Source organism: Lacinutrix jangbogonensis, assembly GCF_000797445.1.
Lineage (GTDB): Bacteria > Bacteroidota > Bacteroidia > Flavobacteriales > Flavobacteriaceae > Lacinutrix > Lacinutrix jangbogonensis.
In genome coordinates this window covers 264,151-288,147 of sequence record NZ_JSWF01000025.1, presented here as the reverse complement: position 1 = coordinate 288,147, position 23,997 = coordinate 264,151, and the positions used below count along the sequence as shown (strand labels likewise).

Here is a 23,997-nt window from a genome sequence, read left to right as displayed (position 1 = left end):
TTGTTTTAAACTGGAGGAGCTTCTACCTAGTAGGAGCTTTCTCTTTTTTTAGATTATTTTTAAGTCATACACTGATTTATTTTAGTTAGGATTATTTTTTTCTAAATGTATTTGAAAACCGATTACAGCATTTATATTGTTAATTTTAGCAAATTCCGAATTTCCTCTTTCATATTTAACAGCAAATTCTAGCCCAACAACGTTATTAAAGAATACTATTTGTCCAACTCTAACTCCATAATAGCTTGAAGCAAAACTAGTATCTCCTCTCTCCACAGGAGAAACAGCATTAATATAATCATAATGAATTTGGGCGAATAGGTTAAAAGTCTTATCTGCTTCTAAAAAATAATACCTAGAAAATAAACCTCCTCCATATATATCAAAACTGTTTAACTTTTCATAACGCAAAGAAGCACCTATTACAAACTTATCTTTTAAAAAATAACCAATATTAGGTTTAATTGATATTATATCTTGTTTTTCTTTGCTTCCACTATCAAAATTAGTAGTTTGACTAGAATAACTTCCACTTCCACCTACAAGCCAATTGCCTTTATCTAATTGTGCATTTGCATTTGTCTAAATAAAAGCTAGTAATAGAAATAATTTTAATGTTTTCATATTTATGATTTTTTTTAATTATATATTAAATTAATAAATATTATGGATAATAAAGTCACAATTTGTGTTTATTTTGTTTCAGCCGTATGATTGGCAATCCTTGTTTCCAGCTCTTTGTATAGATAGTTTTATCTTATATATCTCGAAAATAAGACAGGACATGCAAACTTTTTAGTTGTCTTTATTTCGAAAAGATGATTTTTTATTTTGGAAACAAAAAAAGCCTTTCAAAATAAATTGAAAAGGCTTTTTTACTGTAATTGGTTCAAATTATTTTTGAATACCTGATATTTCTATATCAAAATATAAATCGGTATTTCCAGGAACTTTTGGTGGACGTCCACCTGCTCCATAACCTAAATAACTAGGCACATAAACTCTTGCTTTGTCGCCAACATTCATTCTTAACATCGCTTCTCTAAATCCAGGAACCAAACCTGCAGATTGATTAAAGATCATAGGAAACGGCTTGTAAGCTCCTCCTTCGTCTTGCTTTTCATCGTATGCATTCATTTTTTTAGCAACATCTGCATACGTGGTGTATAGTAAGTTACCATTCATAAAGTAAGCACTACAATTAACTAATACTTGGTCTGTACTTTTTGGTGTTGTTCCGTTTTCGGCTTTGTTAAGAATCATCGACATTCCTGTTGGAGATTCGAAAATTTCACCACCTAAATCAACATTTGCTTTAAGGAAGTCTTTTGCAGCAGTTATAGCTTTCTCTTTAGCCAATTCTTGTTGTTTTTTCTTCATGTCTTCGAAGCGCTGAGGTAAAAGAGGTTCTAATTCAGTAAATGCTTTAACAGCATCAAAAGCTTTAGCGTCTTTTCCTTTACGGATAATTGTTATTTTATTAATTACGACGTCTATTACTGGAGTTGTTTTACGGCTTCCGGCTACAGCAACGTTAGAAATGCTGTCTTGTATATCCATCCCTTTTACTAACTCACCAAAAACAGCGTGGCAACTAACACCGCGAGCGCTACAATCTTTTATACTGCCATCCGCATTAAAAGCGTTACCTCTAACGTAAGGAGCTTCGGTAATAAAGAACTGTGAGCCATTTGTATTTAAACCTCCAGAATTAGCCATAGATAAAACACCAGGTTTATTGTGAGTAAGATCTTTATCAAATTCGCTATGAAATTTAAAACCAGCACTTCCAGAACCAGTTCCAGTTGGGTCTCCACCTTGTATCATGAAGTTGTTCATAACACGATGAAAAATAATACCATCGTAAAATGGTTTTCCTTTTAAATCATCTGCTAAACTTGGATGCGTACCTTCGGCTAAACCAACAAAATTGGCAACAGTAACAGGTGCTTTTTTGTAAAATAATTTGGCAACCATTGTACCTTTGGTTGTGTTAATTTCTGCGTATAACCCATCTTCTAAATCTGGATATTGATCTTGATCTTGGCAAGAAGATGCGCTCATGCTTACTAATAAGGCAATAATAAAGAGTTTCATAGTGTGTTTAATGTTATTCATTTTTAAAAATTATTTTTTTGTTATGATTGAATTTATTGTTACTGTACTAATTATAGGTGTGTTTCTACCAATTCTATTCTCGTCTCCATAATAACCATACGCTTTTTGAGATGGAAATATAAAGGTGTACGTTTCTCCTGCTTTCATAAGTTTTAAACCTTCACGTAAACCCGTAAAAAGTTCTTCTTGATCCATGGAATAGTTTTTGTTTTTTAATTCTGAAGCAGTGTAAATAATTTGACCATCTAAAGCAGAAATATTAAAATCAAAATTTACAACATCGCTAAATTTTGGAAATTTAGAATTCGTCGCTTCAACAACTATAGAGTCTTTAGCAACCCAAAAACCATATTCTGAAGCTTTAAATTGTTTAGTATCATGAGTCTTAATATAAGTTTCGATAGCTTTTTCTTCAGCTTCGTAAAGTTTTTTGTTACGCACAACAGACTCTGCAATATAAGAACCAGTTTTTACCGTTTCTGGCTTTCTAGCTTCTGGTGTTTTGCAAGCAAATGTAACTGCGAAAACAGATAGTAAAACAAGAAATTTATTCATTATTAAGAGCTTTACTATAGGTTGGTAATATACTAATAAATTTTTCAACGGTAGATTCTAAAGAGGTGTCGCTTTTACCGCCTGCTGCGTTTGTGTGTCCACCACCTTCAAAATGAGTACGAGACAATTCGTTTACAGAAAAGTCACCTTTAGAGCGTAAAGATATTTTAATAATACCTTGTTTTTTATCTTCAATAAAAATAGCGGCTAAAACAGTTTTATCTAGCGATAAAGCATAGTTAACGAAACCTTCAGTATCTCCTTTTTTATAATCTAAATCGCGTAATTCTTTTTGAGATAATGTAATATATGCAGCTTTGTGCTCTGGTAATACTTTTAAATTACTTAAGGCACAACCTAATAACTGCATGCGGTTATAACTATTAGTATCGTAAACGTTATTGTGTATTTGGGTGTTGTCCGCACCTTTATCCATTAAGCTAGCAATAATTTTATGCGTTGTACTGGTTGTAGAACGAAATCTAAAGGACCCAGTATCTGTCATAATCCCAACATAAAGACAAGTTGCAATTTCGGCATTCAATTTGTCCAATGCATCCAATTTATCTAAAAAATGATATACCATTTCGCAAGTAGAACTCATAGATACATCGCTAAACATGAACTTAGCGTAGTCGTCTGGCTGTTGGTGATGGTCTATCATTATTTTCACACCCTTACTATTTGTTAAAACGGACGTCATATTCCCGGTTCTGTGAAAGGCATTAAAGTCTAATGTGAAAATAATATCAGCAGCGCTAATAAAAGCTTCTGTTGTTTCTTTTTCGGTTTCGTGAATGGCTATAGTTTCTACACTTGGTAGCCATTTTAAAAAATCAGGAAAATCGTTTGGCGCTATAATTTTAGCCTCATGATTTAGCTGTAATAAATATAGTAAAAGTCCTAGAGTAGAGCCAATAGCATCACCATCTGGGTTTTTGTGTGGTATAATTGCAATTTTTTTAGGAGCAGCTAAAAGCGCTTTTATCTCCATAATGTCTTGTGTATTCATAGGTCGCGAATATACAATTTTTAATAGGTAAAATATTGTTTTTATGAAGAAATACAATTACTTTTGCAGCCATAAAAAAAACAATAAAATGGCAACAAATAGAACATTTACAATGCTAAAACCTGATTCTGTTGAAAAGGGAAATATTGGCGCAATCTTAGAAAAAATTAATGCTTCTGGTTTTAGAATCGTAGCAATGAAATTAACGCAAATGACTAATGCAGACGCTGAAGCATTTTACGCAGTTCACAACGAAAGACCTTTCTTTGGTGAGTTAGTAGAATACATGACACGTGGTCCTATAGTAGCTGCAATCTTAGAAAAAGATAATGCTGTTGAAGATTTTAGAACTTTAATTGGTGCTACAAATCCTGCTGATGCTGCTGAAGGTACAATTCGTAAATTATATGCTGCTTCAATAGGAGAGAATGCTGTTCATGGAAGTGATAGTGATGAAAACGCTGCAATTGAAGGTGCTTTCCATTTTTCTGGAAGAGATATGTTCTAGATAGAAGTACACAATATTATTATATTAAAGCCTGAATTTAACTAAATTCAGGCTTTTTTGATTTTATAAATCCTTAATTTAGCGGGACGCAAAAAGAAATTGAAAAATGAAACTATTTAAATCCCTACTTTTTTTCGCTCTTGTTTCCGGAGCTACTTATGCTCAAAATACAGAAAGAGCAATAGAAGCTTTCCAATTAAAAACAAAAGCTTCTATTACAATTAATAAAATTTCAAAAGTTCCTGAGTTTATTAAATTTTCGACTACTCAGCCTTTAATACTTAATGGCAGTTCTATTACCGAAAAATCTTTCAATTTTTTAAATAAAAATAAATCAATTTATAATATTGAAGATACTAACAGTTCCTTCAAATTAAATAAAACAGAAGACGATAACATTGGGTTTCATCGTGTTGTTTTGAATCAGCAATATAATGGCGTAAATGTTTACGATGGTAAATTATTATTTCACTTTAATTCTGAAAACAACTTAACGGCTATAAATGGTAATTATATTACAGGTATTAAGTTGAATGCCATTCCTACTTTAGCTAAAACGCAAGCAAATGCAATTGCAATAGGTGTAATAAACGATCAAGAGCTAAATTATTCTGGAGAAGCTTTATTTGTTAAGAATACTAAATTATATGTATTCCAAAAAGGTCTTGCTCAAGGTCTTGAAGGTGCAAATTATTTAGTTTATGAAGTTGAGGTCAGAAACGATAAAGATGTTAGAGAATTTGTATTTATAAATGCTCACGATGGCACTTTGGTAGAACAATTTACTGGAATGGCACATGTGTTAGATCGCATAGTTTACGAAGGCAATACAGGAAATACTGTTTGGGAAGAAGGTGATGCATTTCCTGGGTCATTATCCATATGGCAACGAAATGAAGTCGAGGCTTCTGGGCATGTTTATAATTTTTTTAATAATGCATTTGGTTACACGTCTTACGATGGAGCAGATGCCCAAATGAGAACTATAAATAACGACCCTGGGATTTCATGTCCAAATGCAAATTGGAATGGTTCTACTGCAAACTATTGTGATGGAACAGCGTCTGATGATGTAATTGCTCATGAATGGGGACACGCGTATACGCAATTTACAAGTGGCTTAATATACCAATGGCAGTCTGGCGCAATTAATGAATCGTATTCTGATATTTGGGGAGAAACAGTAGATATTTTAAATAATTATGAAGATGCAGACGATAATAATGCCTTAAGAACGGGATGTAATAGCAGCGACCGTTGGACAATAGGAGAAGATGCCACAGCTTTTGGAAGTGCCATTAGAGATATGTGGAATCCTAATTGTAAAGGAGATCCTGGTAGAGTTACCGATGGACAATATTGGTGTAGTGAGGGAGATTCTGGAGGAGTTCATATAAATTCTGGGATTCCAAATCATGCGTATGCTTTATTAGTAGATGGAGGAAGCTATAACGGACAGGTAATTACGGGTTTAGGTTTTACTAAAGCTGCTCATATATTTTGGAGAGCACAGAGTCAATATTTAACAGCTACAAGTGATTTTATAGATTTAGCAAATGCTTTAGAAGCTTCTGCTAACGATTTATTAGGAATCGATCTAGAAGGTTTATCTACATCAGCAGTAGCTTCTGGAGCCTCTGGTGAAATCATTGATGGAGCAGATGTGCAACAATTAGTAAATGCTGTGCTAGCAGTAGAACTTCGTATAGAGCCTGTGCAATGTGGTTTTGTAGCATTAATTGGTGATGCTCCACCAATTTGCGATGCAGGAATGAATAATCCAATCTTTTTCGAAGACTGGGAAACAGGATTAGATGGTTGGATTGTTGGACAAATAGCATCAACATCAACTTGGACTCCAAGAGACTGGCAATTAGAGACTACGTTGCCAAACAATAGACCTGGTATTGGTCTTTATGCTATAAATGCTCCAATAGGAGATGTTTATGGAGGTAATTGTTCTTCAGATTTTCAAAACGGAATCATGCGTTTATTGAGTCCGCAATTTACAATGCCGAATTTTACAGAAGGTATTTATGAAATGGCTTTTAATCATTATGTTGCAACAGAGTTTAATTGGGATGGAGGAAACATTAAATATAAAGTAGATAGTGGTTCTTGGTCTATTTTGCCTTCAACAGCATTTTCTACTAATGGATATAACGATTCTATAAATTCTGAAACTGATGGAAATGATAATCCAATGGGAGGTCAAGACGCTTTTACTGGCGCAAATCCAGGTTCTAACAAAGGAAGTTGGGGAACTAGCATTGTAGATTTGTCGTCTTTAGGAGTTGTAGCTAATAGTACTGTGCAATTTAGATTTGATTTTGGAACCGATGGTTGTAATGGTCTTGAAGGCTGGTATTTAGATGAGGTGTCTATTTATAATTGTGCGTATTTCTTGTCTGTTTCAGAGTTTGATGTTATAAATAGTTTAGTTAAAGTGTATCCAAATCCATCAAATGGTGTTTTTAATTTGAAAAAAACAGGACAAATAAATCTTGTAAAAGCAGAAATTCATGATATTAATGGTCGTTTTATTAAATTAGTAGATTTATCAAATATGAATGAAACCAAAGCTATCGATTTGTCTAGTGTTGCTTCTGGATTGTATTTCATGACTGTAACGTCTCAAGATGCAAAAAGTGTAATTAAACTAATGAAAGAATAAAAAAAACTAATATATAATTTAAAAGCGCAACCATTGGTTGCGCTTTTTGTTTTGACTTAGACGACTATAAATATAAAATCCTTCTGCATTGGGCGGGATTTTGTTTAAAAAAGTACGTAGTATATGTTAAAGAACTTTAACTCAATACATCCTTGTCTTGTGATCCCTTTTCAGTTGTATAATAGAACCCTTTAGAAGTGTTAGAAAACTTATTTCTAAATTAAAACACGGGTACTATAAGTATACGTTTTGTAAGTATTAAATTTCACTATCTCAAAACTATCTTTTTTATTAAAACTTTGCCTAGTTCCTCGTTAAGCATGTTTATAATTTTATCTTTCCCGTAGCTTAACTCTTCTCTTAAAGTGCTAGAACTCAATTGTACATAGAGCGTTTCGTTTTTTAAATCTACAGCTGTGGTATAATTGTTTACGCCATTTCCCATTAGCCTAGACCAAGCTTCACGAACATTAACTTTATCTAAACCTTTTTCTAGCTTATTGGTTTCTACAAAGTCTTTTAAGGCGTCTTGAATGTTTAATATGTTGTTATTGCGTTTTGCCATGTTTATTTTCGCGTAAGTGGGAGTCTCAATAATTATAATGTTATTCTCCTATAATAGGAGTGAACCGTTTATATAAATATACATTGTTATTTTGGTTAACTATTTTTAATTGGTTTTCATTAGCCATTAAAACAGTTTCTTTCCAGTTTGCATATTTAGTGAAATAATATAGATTTAAACTATCATTTTCTATTTTTATATGAAGTGATTCGGCATCCTTTGATGTTTCGTATTTGCCATCAAATCTTGGGTTCATTTTTTTTCTAAAACCTTTTAAACTATCATTAATCGAAATATAATCGATAGTCTGATTAACGGTATATTCCTTTTTACTACCATTAGATAATGTTACACTTTCAATTTCCCAATATCCATCGATATGGTCTATGTAGCTTTCTGGGTTTTTAGAGCAGCTTATTATGAATAGGCTAAAAAATAAAATTATAAATAGTTGTCTCATTATATAGTAATTTTTTATTGAAAGGTTGCCACGTCTAAAATTCCTCTTAACACCGTTTTTATTTTATAACTTAAAGATCTCATAAGATTGATGTACTTGTTTTACAGCTTTCTCGGTACGTTCAGCATGTGTATCGCTAATAAATATTTGTCCAAAATTTTCATCGTCTACCAACTTAATTATTTGTGTTACGCGTTCCTCATCTAACTTATCGAAAATATCATCTAACAATAAAATAGGATTTACACCACTTTGTTGTTTTAAAAAATCGAATTGTGCTAATTTTAATGCTATCAAAAATGATTTTTGCTGTCCTTGACTACCGAATTTTTTAATAGGATGACTATCTATATTAAAAAGTAAATCGTCTTTGTGTATCCCAACACTTGTATATTGTATGGCTTTGTCTTTATTAATAACTTGCATTAGTAAGCTGTTTAAATCGGTTTCGAATAAATCACTTTTATAAACCAAATCTACAGTTTCATTTCCATTACTAATGGCTTCGTATCGAGATTTAAAAATAGGGATAAAGGTTTTTAAAAAGGCTTCTCTATCATTAAAAATCTTTGTACCATAATTAGTTAACTGGCTATTATATATCTCAAGCGTGTCATTATTGAACGTATTATTTAGAGCAAAATATTTTAATAAGCTATTGCGTTGTGCTAATATCTTGTTGTACTTAATTAAATCGTTTAAATAAGATTTGTTACTCTGTGAAATCACACTGTCTATAAACTTTCTTCGTGTATCGCTACCTTCGATAATTAAATCTCTATCTGCAGGCGAAATAATCACTAAAGGTAAGAAACCAATATGCTCACTAAACTTCTCGTAAGCTTTTCCATTGCGTTTAATTACTTTTTTTTGACCACGTTTTAGGCTAATTACAATTTTTTCGGTTTTATTTTCTTTAGAATAATCGCCATTAATAACAAAAAATTCTTCATCATGTTTAATGTTTTGCGAGGCTACCGGATTAAAATAACTCTTACCAAAAGACAAGTGGTAAATAGCATCTAGAATATTTGTTTTACCCACGCCATTGTTGCCGACAAGACAATTAATGGTGTCGTTAAAAGTAAGAGATTTACTCTCGAAATTTTTGTAATTTACTAAGGAAAGAGACTTTAAAATCATAGACTATTTTCGCAAATGTTGGAGAGGTTATTTTTACAAATATATGTGGCTTGCAAAATAACAAATAAATAAGCTTTTATATATGAAGAAATATTTTATTTTTGCCACGCATAAATAAAACTATACATGGCAACTTATAAGAAAAGAGGTTACAAACCAAAAACGGAAAAAGAAAAGGATGTTATCGACCAAGACTTGGGAGAAAACTCAACAACTGCTGAGGTTTTTGATGCCTTAGACGAAACAGCTTCTAAAACAGAAGACTTTGTTGCTGCTAACCAAAAATACATTTTTATTATAATTGGAGCGGTAGCTGCCTTGGTTTTAAGTTATTTAGCTTATACTAAATTAGTTCAAGAACCTGCAAATGCAGATGGAATGAACGAGATGTACCACGCGCAAAAGCAATTTAATGATGCAGCCAATGGTGTTTCTAGCGATTCACTTTATACTGTAGCACTTAATGGTAGCGAAGGTAAATATGGTATGTTAGATGTTATTAAAGAATACAGTGGGACACCTGCTTCTAACTTGGCTAACTATTACGCTGGGATGGCATACTTAAACTTAAAAGATTATAAAAATGCAATCACGCATTTAGATAAGTTTGAAAGTGACGATCAAGCTGCCGGACCAATGGCAAAAGGATCTATAGGAGATGCTTTTATTCAGTTAAATCAACCAGAGCAAGCTTTAAAATATTATTTACAAGCTGCTAAAATGAGAACTAACGAATTAACGGCACCAACATATTATTACAAAGCTGGTCTTACTGCTTTAAATTTAGGAAAAGCATCTGAAGCCTTAGGTTATTTTAATACTATTAAAGATAGTTATCCAAATGCACCTGAAGCTTCTACAGTAGATGTGTTTATTGGTAAAGCGCAAGCAATGTCAAATAAGTAGTATTACCGCCTTAACGGAAATTGACTATAGTATTACCGCCTTAGCAGAAATTAACCATAATATTACCGCCTTAGCGGAAATTAAGCCTATGGCAACAGTAAATAATAATTTATCAGAATACGATAAAGCATCAATCCCAAACGCGAAATCTTTTCGGTTTGGGATTGTTGTTTCAGAATGGAACGATACCGTTACTGAAGGTTTATACAAAGGTGCTTTTGAAACTTTAATCGCACATAACGTATTGCCTGAAAATATTGCACGTTGGGATGTTCCTGGTAGTTTCGAGCTAATCTATGGTAGTAAAAAAATGCAACAGCAAAATGTTGATGCTGTTATTGCTATTGGTAGTGTAATCCAAGGTGAAACAAAACACTTCGATTTTGTTTGCGAAGGTGTTGCACAAGGTATTAAAGACTTAAATGTACTTCATGATACTCCTGTTATTTTTTGTGTGTTAACAGATAACAACAAGCAGCAAGCTATTGACCGCTCTGGAGGAATCCACGGTAACAAAGGAACAGAAGCTGCGGTAGCTGCAATTAAAATGGTAGTTATTAGCATCAAGAGTGCTTTTACTAAGTAGTCTGGACACCTTAAACTAATTAATTTTTGAGTAATAATATAACAAGCTCTTTTTCTTCTGAAAATAGTTTGAGAAGATAATATTCAGTATTAGTGTTTAATACACGCATTATACATATTCATAAAAAAAATTTTAGTGGACTACAACTAGACAACTCACATCTTTAATTCTTATAATATCTGTTAATAATTTTAGCATATCATTATGTGATTTCTTCTCTATTTTCAGTACTTTTGAGTGTATTTCAATAGTTTAAAATAGTACAGTGTTTAACAAGAGAAAAAACAAATCGTTTAATTATAATTCTAGATTTTCTAAAGACGAAGTCAAAGATGTAAAAACAGAGTTCGATGCTAAGCGAGAGGTAACTTCAGAGTGGAAGCGCACTAGAAAAACGGGTGCTGGAAAACGAAAAATTGGCTTACCTTTATTACTCTTATTATTAGGCATTATTATTGCAGTAATGTACTATCTTGAATATAAACTATAATAGTTATGGGATTTAAACTAAAACAAAATAAGCGATATAATTATAAGCCTCGTTTCTACAATGGAGAAGGAAGTCCGTTTGCTATGAAAGGTAAATTTGATGGCGAACGTTCTACATTAGAAGCTTCAGGCAATGTAAAAAACAGATTTATAAAAGCTGTTGATGAGTTTCAAAATTCACCTGACAAGGCCGTAAATAGACGTGTTTTGATTATTATTTCTGTTTTAGTTATTATTTTTCTTTTTATAATCGATTTCGATCTCACAATATTTTTTACTAAGTCGTAAATGGCAGATATCATTCAACTATTACCAGATCATGTTGCAAACCAAATTGCTGCAGGCGAAGTGGTACAACGTCCAGCTTCTGTAGTAAAAGAATTACTAGAAAACGCTATCGATGCTAGTGCAACTATAATAAAATTAATAATAAAAGACGCTGGAAAAACACTCGTACAAGTTATTGATGATGGTAAAGGTATGAGCGTTACAGACGCAAGATTAAGTTTCGAGCGTCATGCGACTTCTAAAATTAGAACAGCTGATGATCTTTTTCAACTCAATACTAAAGGTTTTAGAGGAGAAGCATTAGCTAGTATTGCTGCAATTGCACATGTTGAGTTAAAGACAAAACAGGAAAACGAAGATGTTGGTACGCGCATAGAAATTGAAGGCAGTACTGTAAATAGCCAAGAGGTGGTGGTCACGCCAAAAGGAACCTCTATTTCTGTAAAAAATCTGTTTTATAATATTCCTGCGAGACGAAATTTTTTGAAGTCTAATACCGTAGAGTCAAGACATATTATAGACGAATTTCATCGTGTAGCACTTGCACATCCTAACATTAGTTTTGTAATGTTTCACAATGGAAGTGAATCGTTTAACCTTCCAGAAAGCAATTATAGACAACGTATTGTAAACATCTTTGGAACAAAAACAAATGAAAAATTGGTACCTGTAGATGAAGATACCGAAGTGCTTAAAATATCGGGATTTGTTGGCAAGCCAGAATTCGCAAAGAAAACTAGAGGAGAGCAATTCTTTTTCGTAAACGATAGGTTTATTAAAAGCGCATATTTAAATCATGCCATTGGCTCAGCATTTGAAGGACTTTTAAAAGATGGAACACATGCTAGTTATTTTTTAAATTTAACAGTAAATCCGCAAACCATAGATATAAATATTCATCCTACAAAAACGGAAATCAAGTTCAATGATGAGCATACTTTATATGCCATTCTACGTTCTTCTGTTAAACACAGTTTAGGACAGTTTAATATTGCTCCAGTTTTAGATTTTGAACGTGATGCAAATCTAGATACTCCATATAGCTATCAACAAAAAGGATCACCTTCAATAGAAGTAGATAGGAGTTTTAATCCGTTTCAGGAGAAGCAAATATCAGGAAAGCAAACCACAGCATTTAAAAAGCAAACTGCTGGTAATTGGGATAGTTTGTATGTTGGTTTAGAGTCTAAAGGCACGCAAACACAGCAAGATTTCAAGGAAGTTAGTTTTGAGAGTGATACTAAAAATGAATCGATATTCGATAATGATAATCAAGTAGAGCAGAAGCAAAGTACTTACCAATTTCGTAATAAATACATTGTGAGTACTATAAAATCCGGTATGTTGTTAATCGATCAGCATCGCGCACATCAGCGTGTTTTATACGAAGATTTTTTAAAGAATATGACCATTAAAGAAGCAATGAGTCAACAACTTTTGTTTCCATTACAACTTCATTTTTCGCCACAGGAAATTGAAATTATTAATCAATTAAAAACAGATTTAGAACATTCAGGTTTTATTTTTCAAACGATAAAAGGTGAATTGGTTGAGATTTCAGGAGTACCAGTAAGTGTTCCAGAAAGTGAAGTGTCTATTATTTTAGAACAATTAATTAGTGATGTAGAAAATGAAGTACCAGATAGTAATTTTAGTGCAACCGATTTGTTAGCAAAATCTTTAGCTAAAAGTTTGGCTATAAAAACCGGGCAAAGTTTAACAATAATGGAACAAGAGCATTTAGTGAATTCCCTTTTTGCGTGTAAAGAACCTAATGTATCACCAACTAATAGAACAACATTTGTAACCATGACTGTTGACGAGTTGGATAAAAAATTTGTTTAAAACTGAAAAGTCTCTAGAATTCTTGAGATCATATAAATTATGAATAAAATAACAGAAACAGTAAAGCATTTATTAATTATAAACGTAATCATGTTTGTAGCAACAGTAGCTATTGGACAAGATCAATTTAATAATTTATTTGCGCTTCATTATCCTGATAATAGTATTTTTAAGCCTTGGCAAATAATAACTCACATGTTTATGCATGGCGGTTTTTCACACTTATTATTTAATATGTTTGCGTTGTGGATGTTTGGTAGTGCTGTCGAGCAACGTTTAGGAAGTAAGAAATTTTTAATACTCTATTTTGCAGCAGGTTTAGGAGCCGTATTATTTCAATTAGGTTTCGATTATATAAATTATTCTAGATTAATTCCAGAATTACAAGCTTCTGGGATTTCTATGGACTCCTTGATGAATTATTTTAATACTGGAAAGTCAAGTCTTCGCGTTACAGCTTTGCAAAATGAACAAATAAATGAAGCATTTCAAGTTTATAACGCAACAATGGTTGGGGCATCTGGATGTATTATGGGTGTTTTAGTTGCCTTCGGTATCCTAAATCCCAATGCAGAATTGATGTTAATATTTCTTCCAATTCCTATAAAGGCTAAATATTTTATTCCATTAATTGTTGGTTATGATATTGTTTCAGGTTTTCTTGGTAGCCCTTCTGTTTTTGGAATGAATATCGCACATTGGGCTCATGTTGGAGGAGCAGTTGTCGGTTTAATAACTATGCTTTTTTTGAAAAAGAATATATTTAATAAGTATAGAATAGATTAGTAGAATGAGCCAGATAGAGCGTTTAAAATATAAATTCAAAAATCTCAATGTGCTTGAGAAAATAATAGCGATCAATGTTATTATATTTTTGCTTGTTGTAATTCTTAAACCTTTTATTGGAGGAGCTTTGGGTTATTTCGAATTACCACCAAACTTTAGCGATGCTTTAATGCAACCTTGGTCTATAATTAGTTATGCTTTTTTGCATTATGGAGCATTACATCTCGCCTTTAATATGATTTGGTTATACTTTTGTGGAAAGCTATTCCTCAATTTGTTTAATACTAAAATGGCAATAAATCTTTACTTTCTTGGGAGTATTTTTGGTGGTTTAAACTTCTTATTGTTTTACAATCTGTTTCCAGTCTATTTTGCAGATAAATATTTTCCGTTAATTGGAGCAAGTGCAGCTGTAAGAGCAATTTTTATATTTATCTGTGCATATATGCCTAATAACGAAGTGCGATTAATAACTTGGAATATTAAAATCTGGTATATTGGAGCTGCATTAGTTGCATTAGATGTTATAGGTCTTTCCGGTGTAAATGCAGGTGGAAGTTTAGCACACTTAGGTGGAGCACTTTTGGGTTACATTTACGCTAAACAGTTAGTAAAAGGAAATGATATTGGTAAAGGTTTTGAACGTTTGTTAGATACTATTAATAACTGGTTTAAAGCTAGCAAAAAAGGAAACCTTAAAACAGTTTATAAAGACAAGTCTAAGGTTGGTGGTTATACTAAAGGTGAGTTTAGCGAGTTTAATAACCAAAAGAAAATAGATATAATTTTAGATAAAATTAGTAAAAGCGGTTACGAGAGTTTAACTGCTAAAGAAAAAGAATTTCTATTTAAAGCTGGAAAGTAATACCATTAGTTATAAAAAAGATACAGGTGTAAAATGCGAAAATTAAAGTTTTTCGAGAAAATAATGTTCTTCTGCAACTCTGTTGTGGCTTTTGCTTTATTGCTGTCTTTTCTATTACCTTTATTACCTCCAAAAACGTTTGCAGCATTATCGGTATTAGGTTTAGGTGTACCAATTCTAATACTATTAAATGCTTTGTTTTTTGTCTATTGGTTAGTTAAAATTAAAAAACAACTACTATTGTCTTTACTCGTTTTAGTAATTGGTTACTTCTCTTTTGGGTCTTTATATAAATTTTCAGAATCTAAAACTGTAGAAGATGACAATAACATCTCTATTATGAATTATAACGTTAGGTTATTTAATCTATACAAATGGATACCTAGTGAAGAGACCGAAGAAAATTTAGTTAATTTTATAAAAACCGAAGCGCCTGATATTTTGGCCTTACAAGAATACCATCCTCGAGAAAGCACGAAGCTCTCTTTTTATAAGTATAAATATGAAAAATTACTTGGTAAGAAGAAAAAATACGGACAAGCGATATTCTCAAATTATCCAATAATAAATTCGGGATCTATAGAGTTTCCTAACACTTTTAACAACGCTATTTATATAGATATAATAAAAGATAAGGATACTATAAGAGTCTATAATATCCACTTACAATCATTACGTATTGATCCTAAAGTAGAAAACCTAAGCACCAAAGAGTCCGAAAAACTATTTATTGGAATCGGTAAAACATTTAAAATGCAACAGTTTCAAACGGAGTTGTTTTTAAAGCATAAAAATAAATGTAACTATAAAACAATTATTTGTGGAGACTTTAATAATACAGCCTTTTCTTATGTGTATAAACAAGTTAAAGCTAATTTAAACGATACGTTTAAAGAAGCAGGAAATGGTTTTGGGAGAACGTATAATTTTAAGTTTTTTCCAATGCGTATCGACTTTATTTTCGCCGATCCAGCGTTTAGAATTAATAGTTTTAAGACTTATGATGTGGAGTATTCAGATCATTTTCCTGTGATGACGAAGGTCAGTTTGGAGTAGTATTCATTCGTTTAAAAATAACATTATAATTTTAGCATTCGACTAAGTATTGAGACTTTGCTAGAAAACTATTTTAGTATACAGCTTTAACTCATCATCCAGCAATCTAAAGCATCTGCAAGAATATGAATGCATAAACCCAAACCAATCCATCTTGTTTTCTTCGGAAATACTAAAATTAAGTACAAAGGAATTAAATAATAACTGTGTAACGGGTGAAAATTAATACTACAGCGATTGGCTTCAAATATTGGGTTTGCTAATAAATGATCTAAGTCAATTAATAGGCCTAAAATCATTACCAGATATGCTTTTTTCCATTGCGGCTTAAAGACGATTAATGCGACAGCTAATGGCAATATATAATGAATACCATAATGTACAATTGGTTGTAGCATTAAATAAGGTCTTGGGATTCTAAATAACTAATGGCATTTGTGCCTTCGTTAAAAAGTAAATCTAGTATGCTTAAATTATTAATATAGCCGTGTTTGGAATAAAATACTTGAGTATAAGGATCTAATAGTATTATGTTTTCCTTTTTAGCATTTACTAAACCTCTATAATCCTTTAAATCTTTCGTTTCTTTTTTAAATGATTCAGTTTTTGAAATGTCAACTTCTAGTTGAAGGCACTCACAAATAACTTCAAAACAACGGAGATTAAAATCTAAAATAGTTTCGAATGTCTCAGTAAAAAGCGGTTGTAAGTCATCTATATAAAATTCGTAGAAAGGAGAAGTTCTATAAGCCGATTCTAAAGTTTTTAAATGATTGTCTTGCCATTTATAGTCGTTCGCGATTTTTACTTCGCTGTATTTTTGTCTGTTTTTCTGACTAAAAATAACAGGAACGCTCAATTGTAATTTTCCGTTAGCAGCATAAATATAACAACGGTTTCTGTACGTTTGTTTTTGGTAATTATCATGAATTTCCAAAACAACTTTATTTGCTTTTGTAATAGCAACAAAAGTTGCAATTGTAGGGAAATAAGTTGGATGGAGTAAAATGTTCATTTGTTGATATGGTCTTATCATTCCTCCATTCGCAGGAGAAAATCAAATAAATTACTGAGCTTTCTTCTTGCGTTTTCTAAAACGATTAAATACTACCAATCCAGCAATTAAAACCAAAACAGGAATTAAGTAAGATGTTGTTTTACCTGTTCCATGAACAGTTGTAAATAATCTATCCCAACGTACTTTCTTTTTAATAGTATCGAAACTCATCCAAACTAAAACAGGTTTTCCTACGACGTGATCGAAAGGTACAAATCCCCAATATCTAGAGTCAATAGAGTTTTGTCTGTTATCTCCCATCATCCAGTAATAATCTTGTTTAAAGGTGTAACTAGTTGCAACTTCACCATTTATTAAAACTTGATTTCCACGCGATGTAATTGTGTTTCTTTCGTATTCTCCAATTACGCGCTTGTATAAAGGGAAGTTTTTTATAGTTAAATCTAAAGATTCTCCTTTCTTTGGTATGTAAATAGGTCCAAAATTATCAGCGGTATAACTATACTCAGAATCTTGAGGGAATAAGCGAGAGTCTGGAGTTTCAGAATTTACTTTTTCTACAGAAATAATACTAGGGTCTTTAGATACTTTTAAAGCCAGTTCTTCTGTCATGTTACCAATATAATTGGTTTTTGCCACAGACATACCTAAACGTTGAAAGAAACGTTGCGTTAATCTACCAGAAACCTCAGTTTTTAATGAATCTCTTTCAATAATCTTAAGGTCTATATCGTTATTGCTATTAATAAAATCGCTTATTTTCGGGTCCTCTAAATACTTGTTTTCAATATAATACGTTTCATAACCACTGCTTTCTGTAATTTCATATTTACTAAACAGTTGTCTAATATCACCATTAGTTTTTATATTGTAAAAGAATTGTAAACGTGCTCTATCTGGCAATACATTTTTCTCACCATTAATATAAACATGACCTCCTTTTATTTCTAACTCATCTCCAGGAATACCTACACAACGTTTTACCAAATTGGTTTTTTTGTCTATTGGTTTATAGTAGTTTCTATCTGGATTAAAATCATTCATATCCAACAATGTATCTGCTGGCTGATTGAACACTACAATTTCATTTCGCGTTATTTTTTCGAAACCTGGCAATCGCATATAAGGCAATTGTAGTTTGTTTTTCCAAGAGGTATTACGCTCTTCGAATGTATCGTTAAATAAATAAGATTTTGTTTTTGTCTTCGGAATAGAATCGTGAACCATTGGTAAACCAACGGTGGTCATTGGTACTCTGGCACCATAATGAAACTTGCTTACAAAAAGGAAATCACCAACCAATAGGGTTTTTTCTAATGACGAAGAAGGAATTACAAACGGCTGAATTAAATAAGTGTGAACAATAGTTGCTGCTACAACTGCAAAAAGAATCGAGCTTATCCATTCTCCAGCATTACTTCTAGGTTTTAAACTTCTGTCTTCAATATAATTAACATTTGCGATATAATTTAAATAGAAATTATAGAAACCTAAGGTTACAATGGCTAGAATGGTATCTAGTCGTGAGTTTTTACCAAAACTTCTTGCAGTTTCAACCCAAATAACAGGAAACATAATGAGGTTTACAATTGGTAAAAATAGGAGGATAGTCCACCACCAAGGTCTGTTAATTATTTTCATTAACATAACAGCATTGTAAACTGGGATAAAGGCTTCCCAAGCTTTACGACCTGCTTTTATATATAATTTCCAAGTGGCTAATCCATGAATTAACTGAATAATCAAGAATAATATAATCCATTGTGTTCCGTTCATAATTATAAATTTTGTGCTAATATTTAATAAACACTATTAGTAGTTTTGCTTTCGCAAATGTTACATTTTTATTTTTAGTTAACCAATATTTAACACATCTTTCATTGTGTAAACACCAGTTTTATTTAGAAGCCATTCTGCAGCAACTACAGCGCCTAAGGCAAACCCTTGACGATTATGTGCTATGTGTTCTATTTTTATTGTATCTACTTCGCTTTTGTAAGTAATATTGTGTGTTCCAGGTACATTTTCTAAACGTTTTGCTGAAATAGGAAGCACTTTATCGTCATTACTATCTAATTGCCAAGAGGTGTATTTTTTATGATTTTCTAAAATACCTTCAGCTAATGAAATGGCTGTCCCACTTGGAGCATCGAGTTTTTGTGTATGATGAATTTCCTCTAAATCAACGTTATAATCCTCAAGAGTTGACATCATTCTGGCTAATGTTTTATTCAACTCAAAAAAGATGTTGACTCCTAAGCTAAAATTGGAAGCATATATAAAAGCGCCATTTTTCTGTTGACATAAATCGACAATTTTATCATAATCATCAAGCCAACCAGTAGTTCCAGAAATTACAGGAACAGTATTTTCAATGCAATTAGAAATATTACCAAAAGCGGCACTAGGAATACTAAAATCTATAGCAATATCCGCCATAGTGATTTCAGAATCCACGGTTTTAGAAGTTTTTATTACAATCTCATGTCCACGGCTTAATGCAATGGCTTCAATTGTTTTTCCCATTTTACCATAGCCTAGTAAAGCAATTTTCATTGAAAAAGTATTTTTTTTTTCTTCATTTCTTGTTTAGACTGAACTTGGTTCAGTAAAGAAGAGAATTTGTTTGTTTTATTTCCGAGACATCGAAAATCTTATTAATATTCTGCTATTGTTAAGCTTAGCGCAATCGATTTGCTATCTACACGTAATTTTACGCTTTGCTTGTTTAATCTAACTTAAAATTCATGGTCAAACCAACACGGCCCTTATTATTAAACTCATCAATTTTGTAATGTGGTTTAAAACTTAAATTATCATCTACATTATATTGTAATAAATGGGCATCTACATTAGCATCTACAATATTTAAAGCATACAATCCAACGGTTATTAAAAGGGATAGTTCCTTATTTCTTCTAAACGATTTTTGAGCTTCTCGCAAACCATCATCTGTTAAACGATCTTGAAATTCATCGTCTTTAAAACCGGCTAAACGACGTTTGTAAGCATCGCGCACACGATTATATTGCTTATTGTTGTCTATATAAAAATAAACACTAGTTCCTAGCGCTGCATAAACAATAGGAATTTTCCAGTATTTCTTATTGTAAGCTTGGCCTAAACCTGGTAAAACAGCAGAGAAGAAGGCTGCTTTAGATGGACGCAATGGATCTATTTCTTTGCGAACCAAAGTAGAATCTGCTGGTATAATTACTAACCCTTCTACATTTTCTGTAGGTTGTACTTTTTTGTCTTCTGCTTTCTTTTTTTTGCCTTTTTGTGCTAAAGCGGAAAAACTAAGCAGTAAACTAAAAACGGTTATAAGTAGTTTATTTGTCACCTTGGACTAACTTTTTAATACGATTAAAATCTTCTTCAGAATGAAATGGAATTGTTATTTTTCCTTTACCATTAGTAGATACTTTAACGTCTATTTTATGGCCAAAGTATTCTGAGAATGCTACCATTCCTTTTTTAACAAATTTTGGCAAGGCCTCTTTGTGTTCTTTTTTAGGAATCGTAACTTCATTTGTAGCATTGTAATTTTTAACTAAAGCCTCTGTCTCGCGAACCGATAATTTATGAGATAATATATTCTCGTAAATATCTAACTGAATGGTTTGGTCTTCAATATTAATAATCGCACGACCATGACCCATAGATAAAAATCCATCTCGCATGCCTGTTTGGATAATGGGATCGAGCTTTAATAAACGCAAATAATTCGCAATTGTAGAACGTTTTTTTCCAACACGATCGCTCATTTGCTCTTGTGTTAGCTGAATTTCATCAATTAAACGTTGGTATGACAAAGCAATTTCGATAGGATCTAAATCTTGGCGTTGGATGTTTTCTACCAATGCCATTTCTAAACTTTCTTGATCGTTTGCAATACGAATGTAAGCAGGAATAGTCTCTAGACCTATAGATTTACTTGCACGAAAACGGCGTTCTCCAGAAACCAATTGGTATTTTTCGAAACCTAATTTTCTAACTGTTATGGGTTGTATTACGCCAAGCTCGTTAATGGAAGATGCTAATTCGCGTAAGGTTTCTTCATTAAAACTGGTGCGTGGTTGAAACGGATTCATATCAATGCTATCCAATTCTAATTCCACAATATTACCAATAACTTTATCTGCGTTTTTATCTTGTACAGATTGTATATCGTTGCTAGGGTCTTTTAATAAAGCCGAAAGACCTCTACCTAAAGCCTGTTTCTTTGTTGCCTTCGCCATTTGCTTAGGAGTTTTTATTTATTACTTCTTTTGCTAAACTTAAATAATTAGCCGCACCTCTACTTGAGGCATCATAATTAATTATGTTTTCACCAAAACTTGGCGCTTCACTTAGTTTAACGTTACGTTGAATTATGGTTTTAAAAACCATATCATTAAAATGCTTTTGTACTTCCTCTACCACTTGGTTAGAGAGACGTAAACGCGAATCGTACATGGTTAATAATAAACCTTCAATGTCTAATTCTGCATTGTGTATTTTTTGAACACTTTTAATGGTGTTTAATAATTTACCTAAACCTTCTAATGCAAAATACTCGCATTGTATAGGAATCATTACTGCGTCTGCTGCAGTTAAAGCGTTTAGTGTTAATAAACCAAGAGAAGGCGCACAGTCAATAATTATATAATCGTAATCATTTTTTACAGCTTCTAATGCTTTTTTAAGCATGTATTCTCGATCTTCTTTATCTACAAGTTCAATTTCTATAGCAACTAAATCTATATGAGCAGGAATGATATCTAAGTTTGGAGTGTTTGTTTTTACTATGGCTTCTTTTGCAGTATTTGTGTGCTCTAAAAGTTGGTAGGTTCCAATCTCAACACCGTCTACATCTATACCTAATCCAGAGGTAGAATTTGCCTGTGGATCTGCATCTATAAGCAATACTTTTTTCTCTAAAACACCTAGAGAAGCAGCTAAGTTTATTGAGGTTGTTGTTTTTCCAACTCCTCCTTTTTGATTGGCAATGGCAATTATTTTACCCATTAAATGTTTTTGTTTTATTAGGGGACTTAATATTAAAAAGTCCAGCGTAAAAATACAATTATTTATGGGTTTAGAAAACCGAAGTTGTTAACAGTTGGTTAAATAAAAATACATATATAATTTTTAGTGCGTACTACTTGTCTCTTCTTCATTTTCGGAACGTCTTCTGTTATCATTTCTAACGCAGATTATGATAGTGAATTTAGAGATTTCGTCAAACGTATAGATAAGGCGAGTTTTCAATTCGCTTTATCGAATGTTAGACGAAGTTAGCTGAAAAATTTCACAAAGTCAAGTACTCGCTAATCAATCAAAACTTCTAAATTAGTAATGCAGTTAAGTATTACAAGTTTTTTCTTATTCTAATTTAAGTCGACTTATTCATTCAGCTCATAAACAATCTTACCATCAAAAATGGTCATGACTATTGCGGTTTTTAAGATCTCATCTTCTGCAACTGTCATTAAATCTTGATTGTAAATCGTAAAATCGGCAAGCTTACCTATTCTAATAGATCCTTTTATGTCTTCTTCGAAAGCACCATAAGCGGCATCTAATGTATAAGATTTTAAAGCCTGTGCTCTGGTCATTTTTTGATCTGGTTCATAGCCTCCTTCTGGAGTGCCTTTTAGCGTTTTCCTGCTTACGCTGGCATAGAAACTGGCTATAGGATTAATCGGTTCCACAGGAACATCCGTTCCATTAACAATTGGGACGCCACTTTGCAATAAGGCTTGCCACATATAAGCGCCTTCTTTAATACGTTTTTTGCCTAAACGGTCAATTGCCCATGGTCTATCAGAAGACAGATGAACTGCTTGCATGGCGGGAATCACGTTTAATTCTGCAAAACGAGGAATATCATCTGGGTGTAAATGTTGTGCATGTTCTATTCTAAATCTATGATCAGCATCTAACGTTGAGTTTTCTTTTAATGCCGCTTCATAGCGATCTAGAATTTCTCTATTGGCGCGATCACCAATAGCATGTGCGCAAACTTGAAACCCATTTTTAAGTCCGTTTGTAGCCGTTTCTTTTACAAAATCCATTGGAAGTGTCTCATGCCCAAAGTGGTCTGGTTGATCTGAATAAGATTCTAAAAGCCAAGCACCACGAGATCCTAAAGCACCATCACAATTTAATTTTACAGACCGTATAGTAAAACGATGCTCTGGGTCTACATTTGGTCCTTTTAAATACCACTCATTAAGTAGTTCTTTGTCCCAACCTGTGAGCATGGCATAGATTCTAATGCCCATGTTACCGTTCGCTTTCATTTGGTCGTAGAGCGCAATTGTTTCTCTGTCAATTCCTGCATCATGAAAACTGGTAATGCCATTTTTATAGCAGGCTTTAATAGCCAGATTAAAAGCCTTGTCATCTGTTTCAGGCGTATCTTTAGGGATATGTTTGTAAATTAGTGATTGTGCACGTTCATTAAAGACTCCTGTTGGCAGCCCAAATGCGTCTACAAAAACTTCACCTCCTTCTATTTCAAACGTTTTAATACCTTCTTTGTTTAATACTTGTAAACCTGCAATCTCCATAGCTTTAGCATTAGCAAATCCTGCATGTCCGCTGGCATGGCCCAAATAAACAGGGTTGTCCGGAGAAACTTCACTAAGTCTGTGGTGTGTTTGAAATCCTTTAACAAGGTTAGCTGGCATACTATCCCATTTACTTTGGTGCCATCCTCTACCTGTAATCCACTCACCGGGTTTTGCAGTTTTAACGCGCTCAGCCACCGCATCAATAATATCTTGGTAGCTTTTTGTATTCATAAGATCAAGGCGCAGTTCGCTATAACCTAATCCCATAAAATGACCATGACCTTCAATTAAACCTGGAGTCATTGTTTTGCCTTTTAAATCAATACGTTGCGTTTGTTCGTTTTTGTAGGTTTCAGCTTCAACTAATGTTCCCGCAAAAAGAATTCTATTGTTTTTTGTGGCTACTGCTTCTACAGTTGTTTGTTTGGAGTCTACAGTGTATATAGTTCCGCCATGAATAATCATAGTGGCAAATTCTTTATTTGAATCAGAACAAGAACTAAAAAAAAGAATGGTAATTACCATTGCAAGTAAAAGTGAAGAGCGTGATATCATATGACGTG

The 23,997-nt window shown here is 32.7% G+C and carries 25 protein-coding genes; 10 read left to right on the top strand and 15 right to left on the bottom strand.

Annotated features, from left to right (window positions below; translation table 11 throughout):
* Positions 1–81 precede the first annotated feature (81 nt).
* The 4 genes from RH82_RS08145 to RH82_RS08130 all read right to left on the bottom strand — a co-directional run bounded on the left by RH82_RS08145 (position 82) and on the right by RH82_RS08130 (position 3,685).
* Positions 82–411, bottom strand: coding sequence for a hypothetical protein (locus RH82_RS08145; protein ID WP_034059678.1), 330 nt, complete (start codon positions 409–411; stop codon positions 82–84).
* A 483-nt stretch (positions 412–894) separates the two neighbouring features.
* Positions 895–2,118, bottom strand: coding sequence for a peptidylprolyl isomerase (locus RH82_RS08140; RefSeq protein ID WP_081979220.1), 1,224 nt, complete (start codon positions 2,116–2,118; stop codon positions 895–897).
* 9 nt (positions 2,119–2,127) lie between these two features.
* On the bottom strand, positions 2,128–2,673 hold the full coding sequence (gene gldI / locus RH82_RS08135; protein ID WP_034059676.1) for a gliding motility-associated peptidyl-prolyl isomerase GldI: 546 nt from the start codon (positions 2,671–2,673) through the stop codon (positions 2,128–2,130).
* Positions 2,666–3,685 carry a DHH family phosphoesterase gene (locus RH82_RS08130; RefSeq protein ID WP_034059673.1) on the bottom strand — a complete coding sequence of 340 codons (1,020 nt, stop codon included), beginning with the start codon at positions 3,683–3,685 and terminating at the stop codon, positions 2,666–2,668. Before RH82_RS08130 ends, gldI begins: the two co-directional genes overlap by 8 nt.
* Positions 3,686–3,773: 88 nt before the next feature.
* On the opposite strand from RH82_RS08130, the gene RH82_RS08125 reads away from it, so the two are divergent.
* Positions 3,774–4,193, top strand: a complete 420-nt coding sequence (locus RH82_RS08125; RefSeq protein ID WP_034059671.1) for a nucleoside-diphosphate kinase — start codon at positions 3,774–3,776, stop codon at positions 4,191–4,193.
* 106 nt (positions 4,194–4,299) lie between these two features.
* Positions 4,300–6,867, top strand: coding sequence for a M4 family metallopeptidase (locus tag RH82_RS08120; protein WP_034059669.1), 2,568 nt, complete (start codon positions 4,300–4,302; stop codon positions 6,865–6,867).
* A 268-nt stretch (positions 6,868–7,135) separates the two neighbouring features.
* On the opposite strand, the gene RH82_RS08115 is transcribed toward RH82_RS08120, so the two are convergent.
* The 3 genes from RH82_RS08115 to recF all read right to left on the bottom strand — a co-directional run bounded on the left by RH82_RS08115 (position 7,136) and on the right by recF (position 9,035).
* Complete coding sequence (locus tag RH82_RS08115; RefSeq protein WP_034059666.1) at positions 7,136–7,432, bottom strand: DUF721 domain-containing protein; 297 nt, start codon at positions 7,430–7,432, stop codon at positions 7,136–7,138.
* Between the two features lie 40 nt (positions 7,433–7,472).
* Positions 7,473–7,892 (bottom strand): hypothetical protein, encoded by a 420-nt coding sequence (locus RH82_RS08110; protein ID WP_034059663.1) that lies wholly within the window; start codon positions 7,890–7,892, stop codon positions 7,473–7,475.
* Positions 7,893–7,955: 63 nt separating this feature from the next.
* Complete coding sequence (gene recF / locus RH82_RS08105; protein ID WP_034059661.1) at positions 7,956–9,035, bottom strand: DNA replication/repair protein RecF; 1,080 nt, start codon at positions 9,033–9,035, stop codon at positions 7,956–7,958.
* Between the two features lie 126 nt (positions 9,036–9,161).
* Here recF and RH82_RS08100 point away from each other — a divergent pair, with 126 nt between their 5' ends.
* The 8 genes from RH82_RS08100 to RH82_RS08065 all read left to right on the top strand — a co-directional run bounded on the left by RH82_RS08100 (position 9,162) and on the right by RH82_RS08065 (position 15,856).
* Positions 9,162–9,941 (top strand): tetratricopeptide repeat protein, encoded by a 780-nt coding sequence (locus RH82_RS08100; protein ID WP_034059659.1) that lies wholly within the window; start codon positions 9,162–9,164, stop codon positions 9,939–9,941.
* Positions 9,942–10,029: 88 nt separating this feature from the next.
* Positions 10,030–10,527: a 6,7-dimethyl-8-ribityllumazine synthase gene (gene ribH / locus RH82_RS08095; protein ID WP_034059799.1), complete on the top strand. Its 498-nt coding sequence runs from the start codon at positions 10,030–10,032 to the stop codon at positions 10,525–10,527.
* A gap of 265 nt (positions 10,528–10,792) precedes the next feature.
* The gene (locus RH82_RS08090) at positions 10,793–11,017 is read left to right on the top strand and encodes a hypothetical protein (RefSeq protein ID WP_034059656.1); all 225 of its coding nucleotides are present in this window, start codon (positions 10,793–10,795) and stop codon (positions 11,015–11,017) included.
* A gap of 5 nt (positions 11,018–11,022) precedes the next feature.
* Entirely contained in the window at positions 11,023–11,304 is a 282-nt protein-coding gene (locus RH82_RS08085) for a hypothetical protein (protein ID WP_034059655.1), read from the top strand.
* On the top strand, positions 11,305–13,149 hold the full coding sequence (gene mutL / locus RH82_RS08080) for a DNA mismatch repair endonuclease MutL (RefSeq protein WP_034059653.1): 1,845 nt from the start codon (positions 11,305–11,307) through the stop codon (positions 13,147–13,149).
* 39 nt (positions 13,150–13,188) lie between these two features.
* Positions 13,189–13,935, top strand: coding sequence for a rhomboid family intramembrane serine protease (locus RH82_RS08075; protein ID WP_034059651.1), 747 nt, complete (start codon positions 13,189–13,191; stop codon positions 13,933–13,935).
* Between the two features lie 49 nt (positions 13,936–13,984).
* Positions 13,985–14,800 carry a rhomboid family intramembrane serine protease gene (locus RH82_RS08070; RefSeq protein ID WP_316930912.1) on the top strand — a complete coding sequence of 272 codons (816 nt, stop codon included), beginning with the start codon at positions 13,985–13,987 and terminating at the stop codon, positions 14,798–14,800.
* 33 nt (positions 14,801–14,833) lie between these two features.
* Positions 14,834–15,856 (top strand): endonuclease/exonuclease/phosphatase family protein, encoded by a 1,023-nt coding sequence (locus RH82_RS08065; protein ID WP_034059649.1) that lies wholly within the window; start codon positions 14,834–14,836, stop codon positions 15,854–15,856.
* Positions 15,857–15,942: 86 nt separating this feature from the next.
* Here the strand turns inward: RH82_RS08065 and RH82_RS08060 are convergent, their stop codons facing one another.
* From RH82_RS08060 to RH82_RS08025, 8 genes are all read right to left on the bottom strand, one after another.
* Positions 15,943–16,254, bottom strand: coding sequence for a DUF6122 family protein (locus RH82_RS08060; RefSeq protein WP_034059648.1), 312 nt, complete (start codon positions 16,252–16,254; stop codon positions 15,943–15,945).
* Positions 16,254–16,871 carry a WbqC family protein gene (locus RH82_RS08055; RefSeq protein WP_034059797.1) on the bottom strand — a complete coding sequence of 206 codons (618 nt, stop codon included), beginning with the start codon at positions 16,869–16,871 and terminating at the stop codon, positions 16,254–16,256. Before RH82_RS08055 ends, RH82_RS08060 begins: the two co-directional genes overlap by 1 nt.
* 51 nt (positions 16,872–16,922) lie before the next feature.
* On the bottom strand, positions 16,923–18,650 hold the full coding sequence (gene lepB, locus RH82_RS08050) for a signal peptidase I (RefSeq protein WP_034059647.1): 1,728 nt from the start codon (positions 18,648–18,650) through the stop codon (positions 16,923–16,925).
* Between the two features lie 78 nt (positions 18,651–18,728).
* Entirely contained in the window at positions 18,729–19,430 is a 702-nt protein-coding gene (gene dapB, locus RH82_RS08045; RefSeq protein WP_034059646.1) for a 4-hydroxy-tetrahydrodipicolinate reductase, read from the bottom strand.
* A gap of 172 nt (positions 19,431–19,602) precedes the next feature.
* Positions 19,603–20,217: a DUF5683 domain-containing protein gene (locus RH82_RS08040; protein ID WP_034059645.1), complete on the bottom strand. Its 615-nt coding sequence runs from the start codon at positions 20,215–20,217 to the stop codon at positions 19,603–19,605.
* Positions 20,207–21,115 (bottom strand): ParB/RepB/Spo0J family partition protein, encoded by a 909-nt coding sequence (locus tag RH82_RS08035; RefSeq protein ID WP_034059642.1) that lies wholly within the window; start codon positions 21,113–21,115, stop codon positions 20,207–20,209. The genes RH82_RS08040 and RH82_RS08035 overlap by 11 nt, the downstream gene beginning before the upstream one ends.
* Before the next feature lie 4 nt (positions 21,116–21,119).
* Positions 21,120–21,884 (bottom strand): ParA family protein, encoded by a 765-nt coding sequence (locus RH82_RS08030; RefSeq protein WP_034059640.1) that lies wholly within the window; start codon positions 21,882–21,884, stop codon positions 21,120–21,122.
* 377 nt (positions 21,885–22,261) lie between these two features.
* The gene (locus RH82_RS08025; RefSeq protein ID WP_034059638.1) at positions 22,262–23,989 is read right to left on the bottom strand and encodes an amidohydrolase; all 1,728 of its coding nucleotides are present in this window, start codon (positions 23,987–23,989) and stop codon (positions 22,262–22,264) included.
* Between the last annotated feature and the right edge of the window lie 8 nt (positions 23,990–23,997).

Excerpts from the sequence above, each read along its gene's own strand:
- RH82_RS08120 (WP_034059669.1), top strand. The coding sequence starts at position 4,300 with ATGAAACTATTTAAATCCCTACTTTTTTTCGCTCTTGTTTCCGGAGCT.
- ribH (WP_034059799.1), top strand. The coding sequence starts at position 10,030 with ATGGCAACAGTAAATAATAATTTATCAGAATACGATAAAGCATCAATC.
- RH82_RS08140 (WP_081979220.1), bottom strand. The coding sequence starts at position 2,118 with ATGAATAACATTAAACACACTATGAAACTCTTTATTATTGCCTTATTA.
- RH82_RS08125 (WP_034059671.1), top strand. The coding sequence starts at position 3,774 with ATGGCAACAAATAGAACATTTACAATGCTAAAACCTGATTCTGTTGAA.
- RH82_RS08110 (WP_034059663.1), bottom strand. The coding sequence starts at position 7,892 with ATGAGACAACTATTTATAATTTTATTTTTTAGCCTATTCATAATAAGC.
- recF (WP_034059661.1), bottom strand. The coding sequence starts at position 9,035 with ATGATTTTAAAGTCTCTTTCCTTAGTAAATTACAAAAATTTCGAGAGT.
- dapB (WP_034059646.1), bottom strand. The coding sequence starts at position 19,430 with ATGAAAATTGCTTTACTAGGCTATGGTAAAATGGGAAAAACAATTGAA.
- RH82_RS08130 (WP_034059673.1), bottom strand. The coding sequence starts at position 3,685 with ATGAATACACAAGACATTATGGAGATAAAAGCGCTTTTAGCTGCTCCT.
- RH82_RS08030 (WP_034059640.1), bottom strand. The coding sequence starts at position 21,884 with ATGGGTAAAATAATTGCCATTGCCAATCAAAAAGGAGGAGTTGGAAAA.
- RH82_RS08075 (WP_034059651.1), top strand. The coding sequence starts at position 13,189 with ATGAATAAAATAACAGAAACAGTAAAGCATTTATTAATTATAAACGTA.
- RH82_RS08085 (WP_034059655.1), top strand. The coding sequence starts at position 11,023 with ATGGGATTTAAACTAAAACAAAATAAGCGATATAATTATAAGCCTCGT.
- mutL (WP_034059653.1), top strand. The coding sequence starts at position 11,305 with ATGGCAGATATCATTCAACTATTACCAGATCATGTTGCAAACCAAATT.
- gldI (WP_034059676.1), bottom strand. The coding sequence starts at position 2,673 with ATGAATAAATTTCTTGTTTTACTATCTGTTTTCGCAGTTACATTTGCT.
- RH82_RS08100 (WP_034059659.1), top strand. The coding sequence starts at position 9,162 with ATGGCAACTTATAAGAAAAGAGGTTACAAACCAAAAACGGAAAAAGAA.
- RH82_RS08060 (WP_034059648.1), bottom strand. The coding sequence starts at position 16,254 with ATGCTACAACCAATTGTACATTATGGTATTCATTATATATTGCCATTA.
- RH82_RS08065 (WP_034059649.1), top strand. The coding sequence starts at position 14,834 with ATGCGAAAATTAAAGTTTTTCGAGAAAATAATGTTCTTCTGCAACTCT.
- RH82_RS08115 (WP_034059666.1), bottom strand. The coding sequence starts at position 7,432 with ATGGCAAAACGCAATAACAACATATTAAACATTCAAGACGCCTTAAAA.
- RH82_RS08025 (WP_034059638.1), bottom strand. The coding sequence starts at position 23,989 with ATGATATCACGCTCTTCACTTTTACTTGCAATGGTAATTACCATTCTT.
- RH82_RS08055 (WP_034059797.1), bottom strand. The coding sequence starts at position 16,871 with ATGAACATTTTACTCCATCCAACTTATTTCCCTACAATTGCAACTTTT.
- RH82_RS08035 (WP_034059642.1), bottom strand. The coding sequence starts at position 21,115 with ATGGCGAAGGCAACAAAGAAACAGGCTTTAGGTAGAGGTCTTTCGGCT.
- lepB (WP_034059647.1), bottom strand. The coding sequence starts at position 18,650 with ATGAACGGAACACAATGGATTATATTATTCTTGATTATTCAGTTAATT.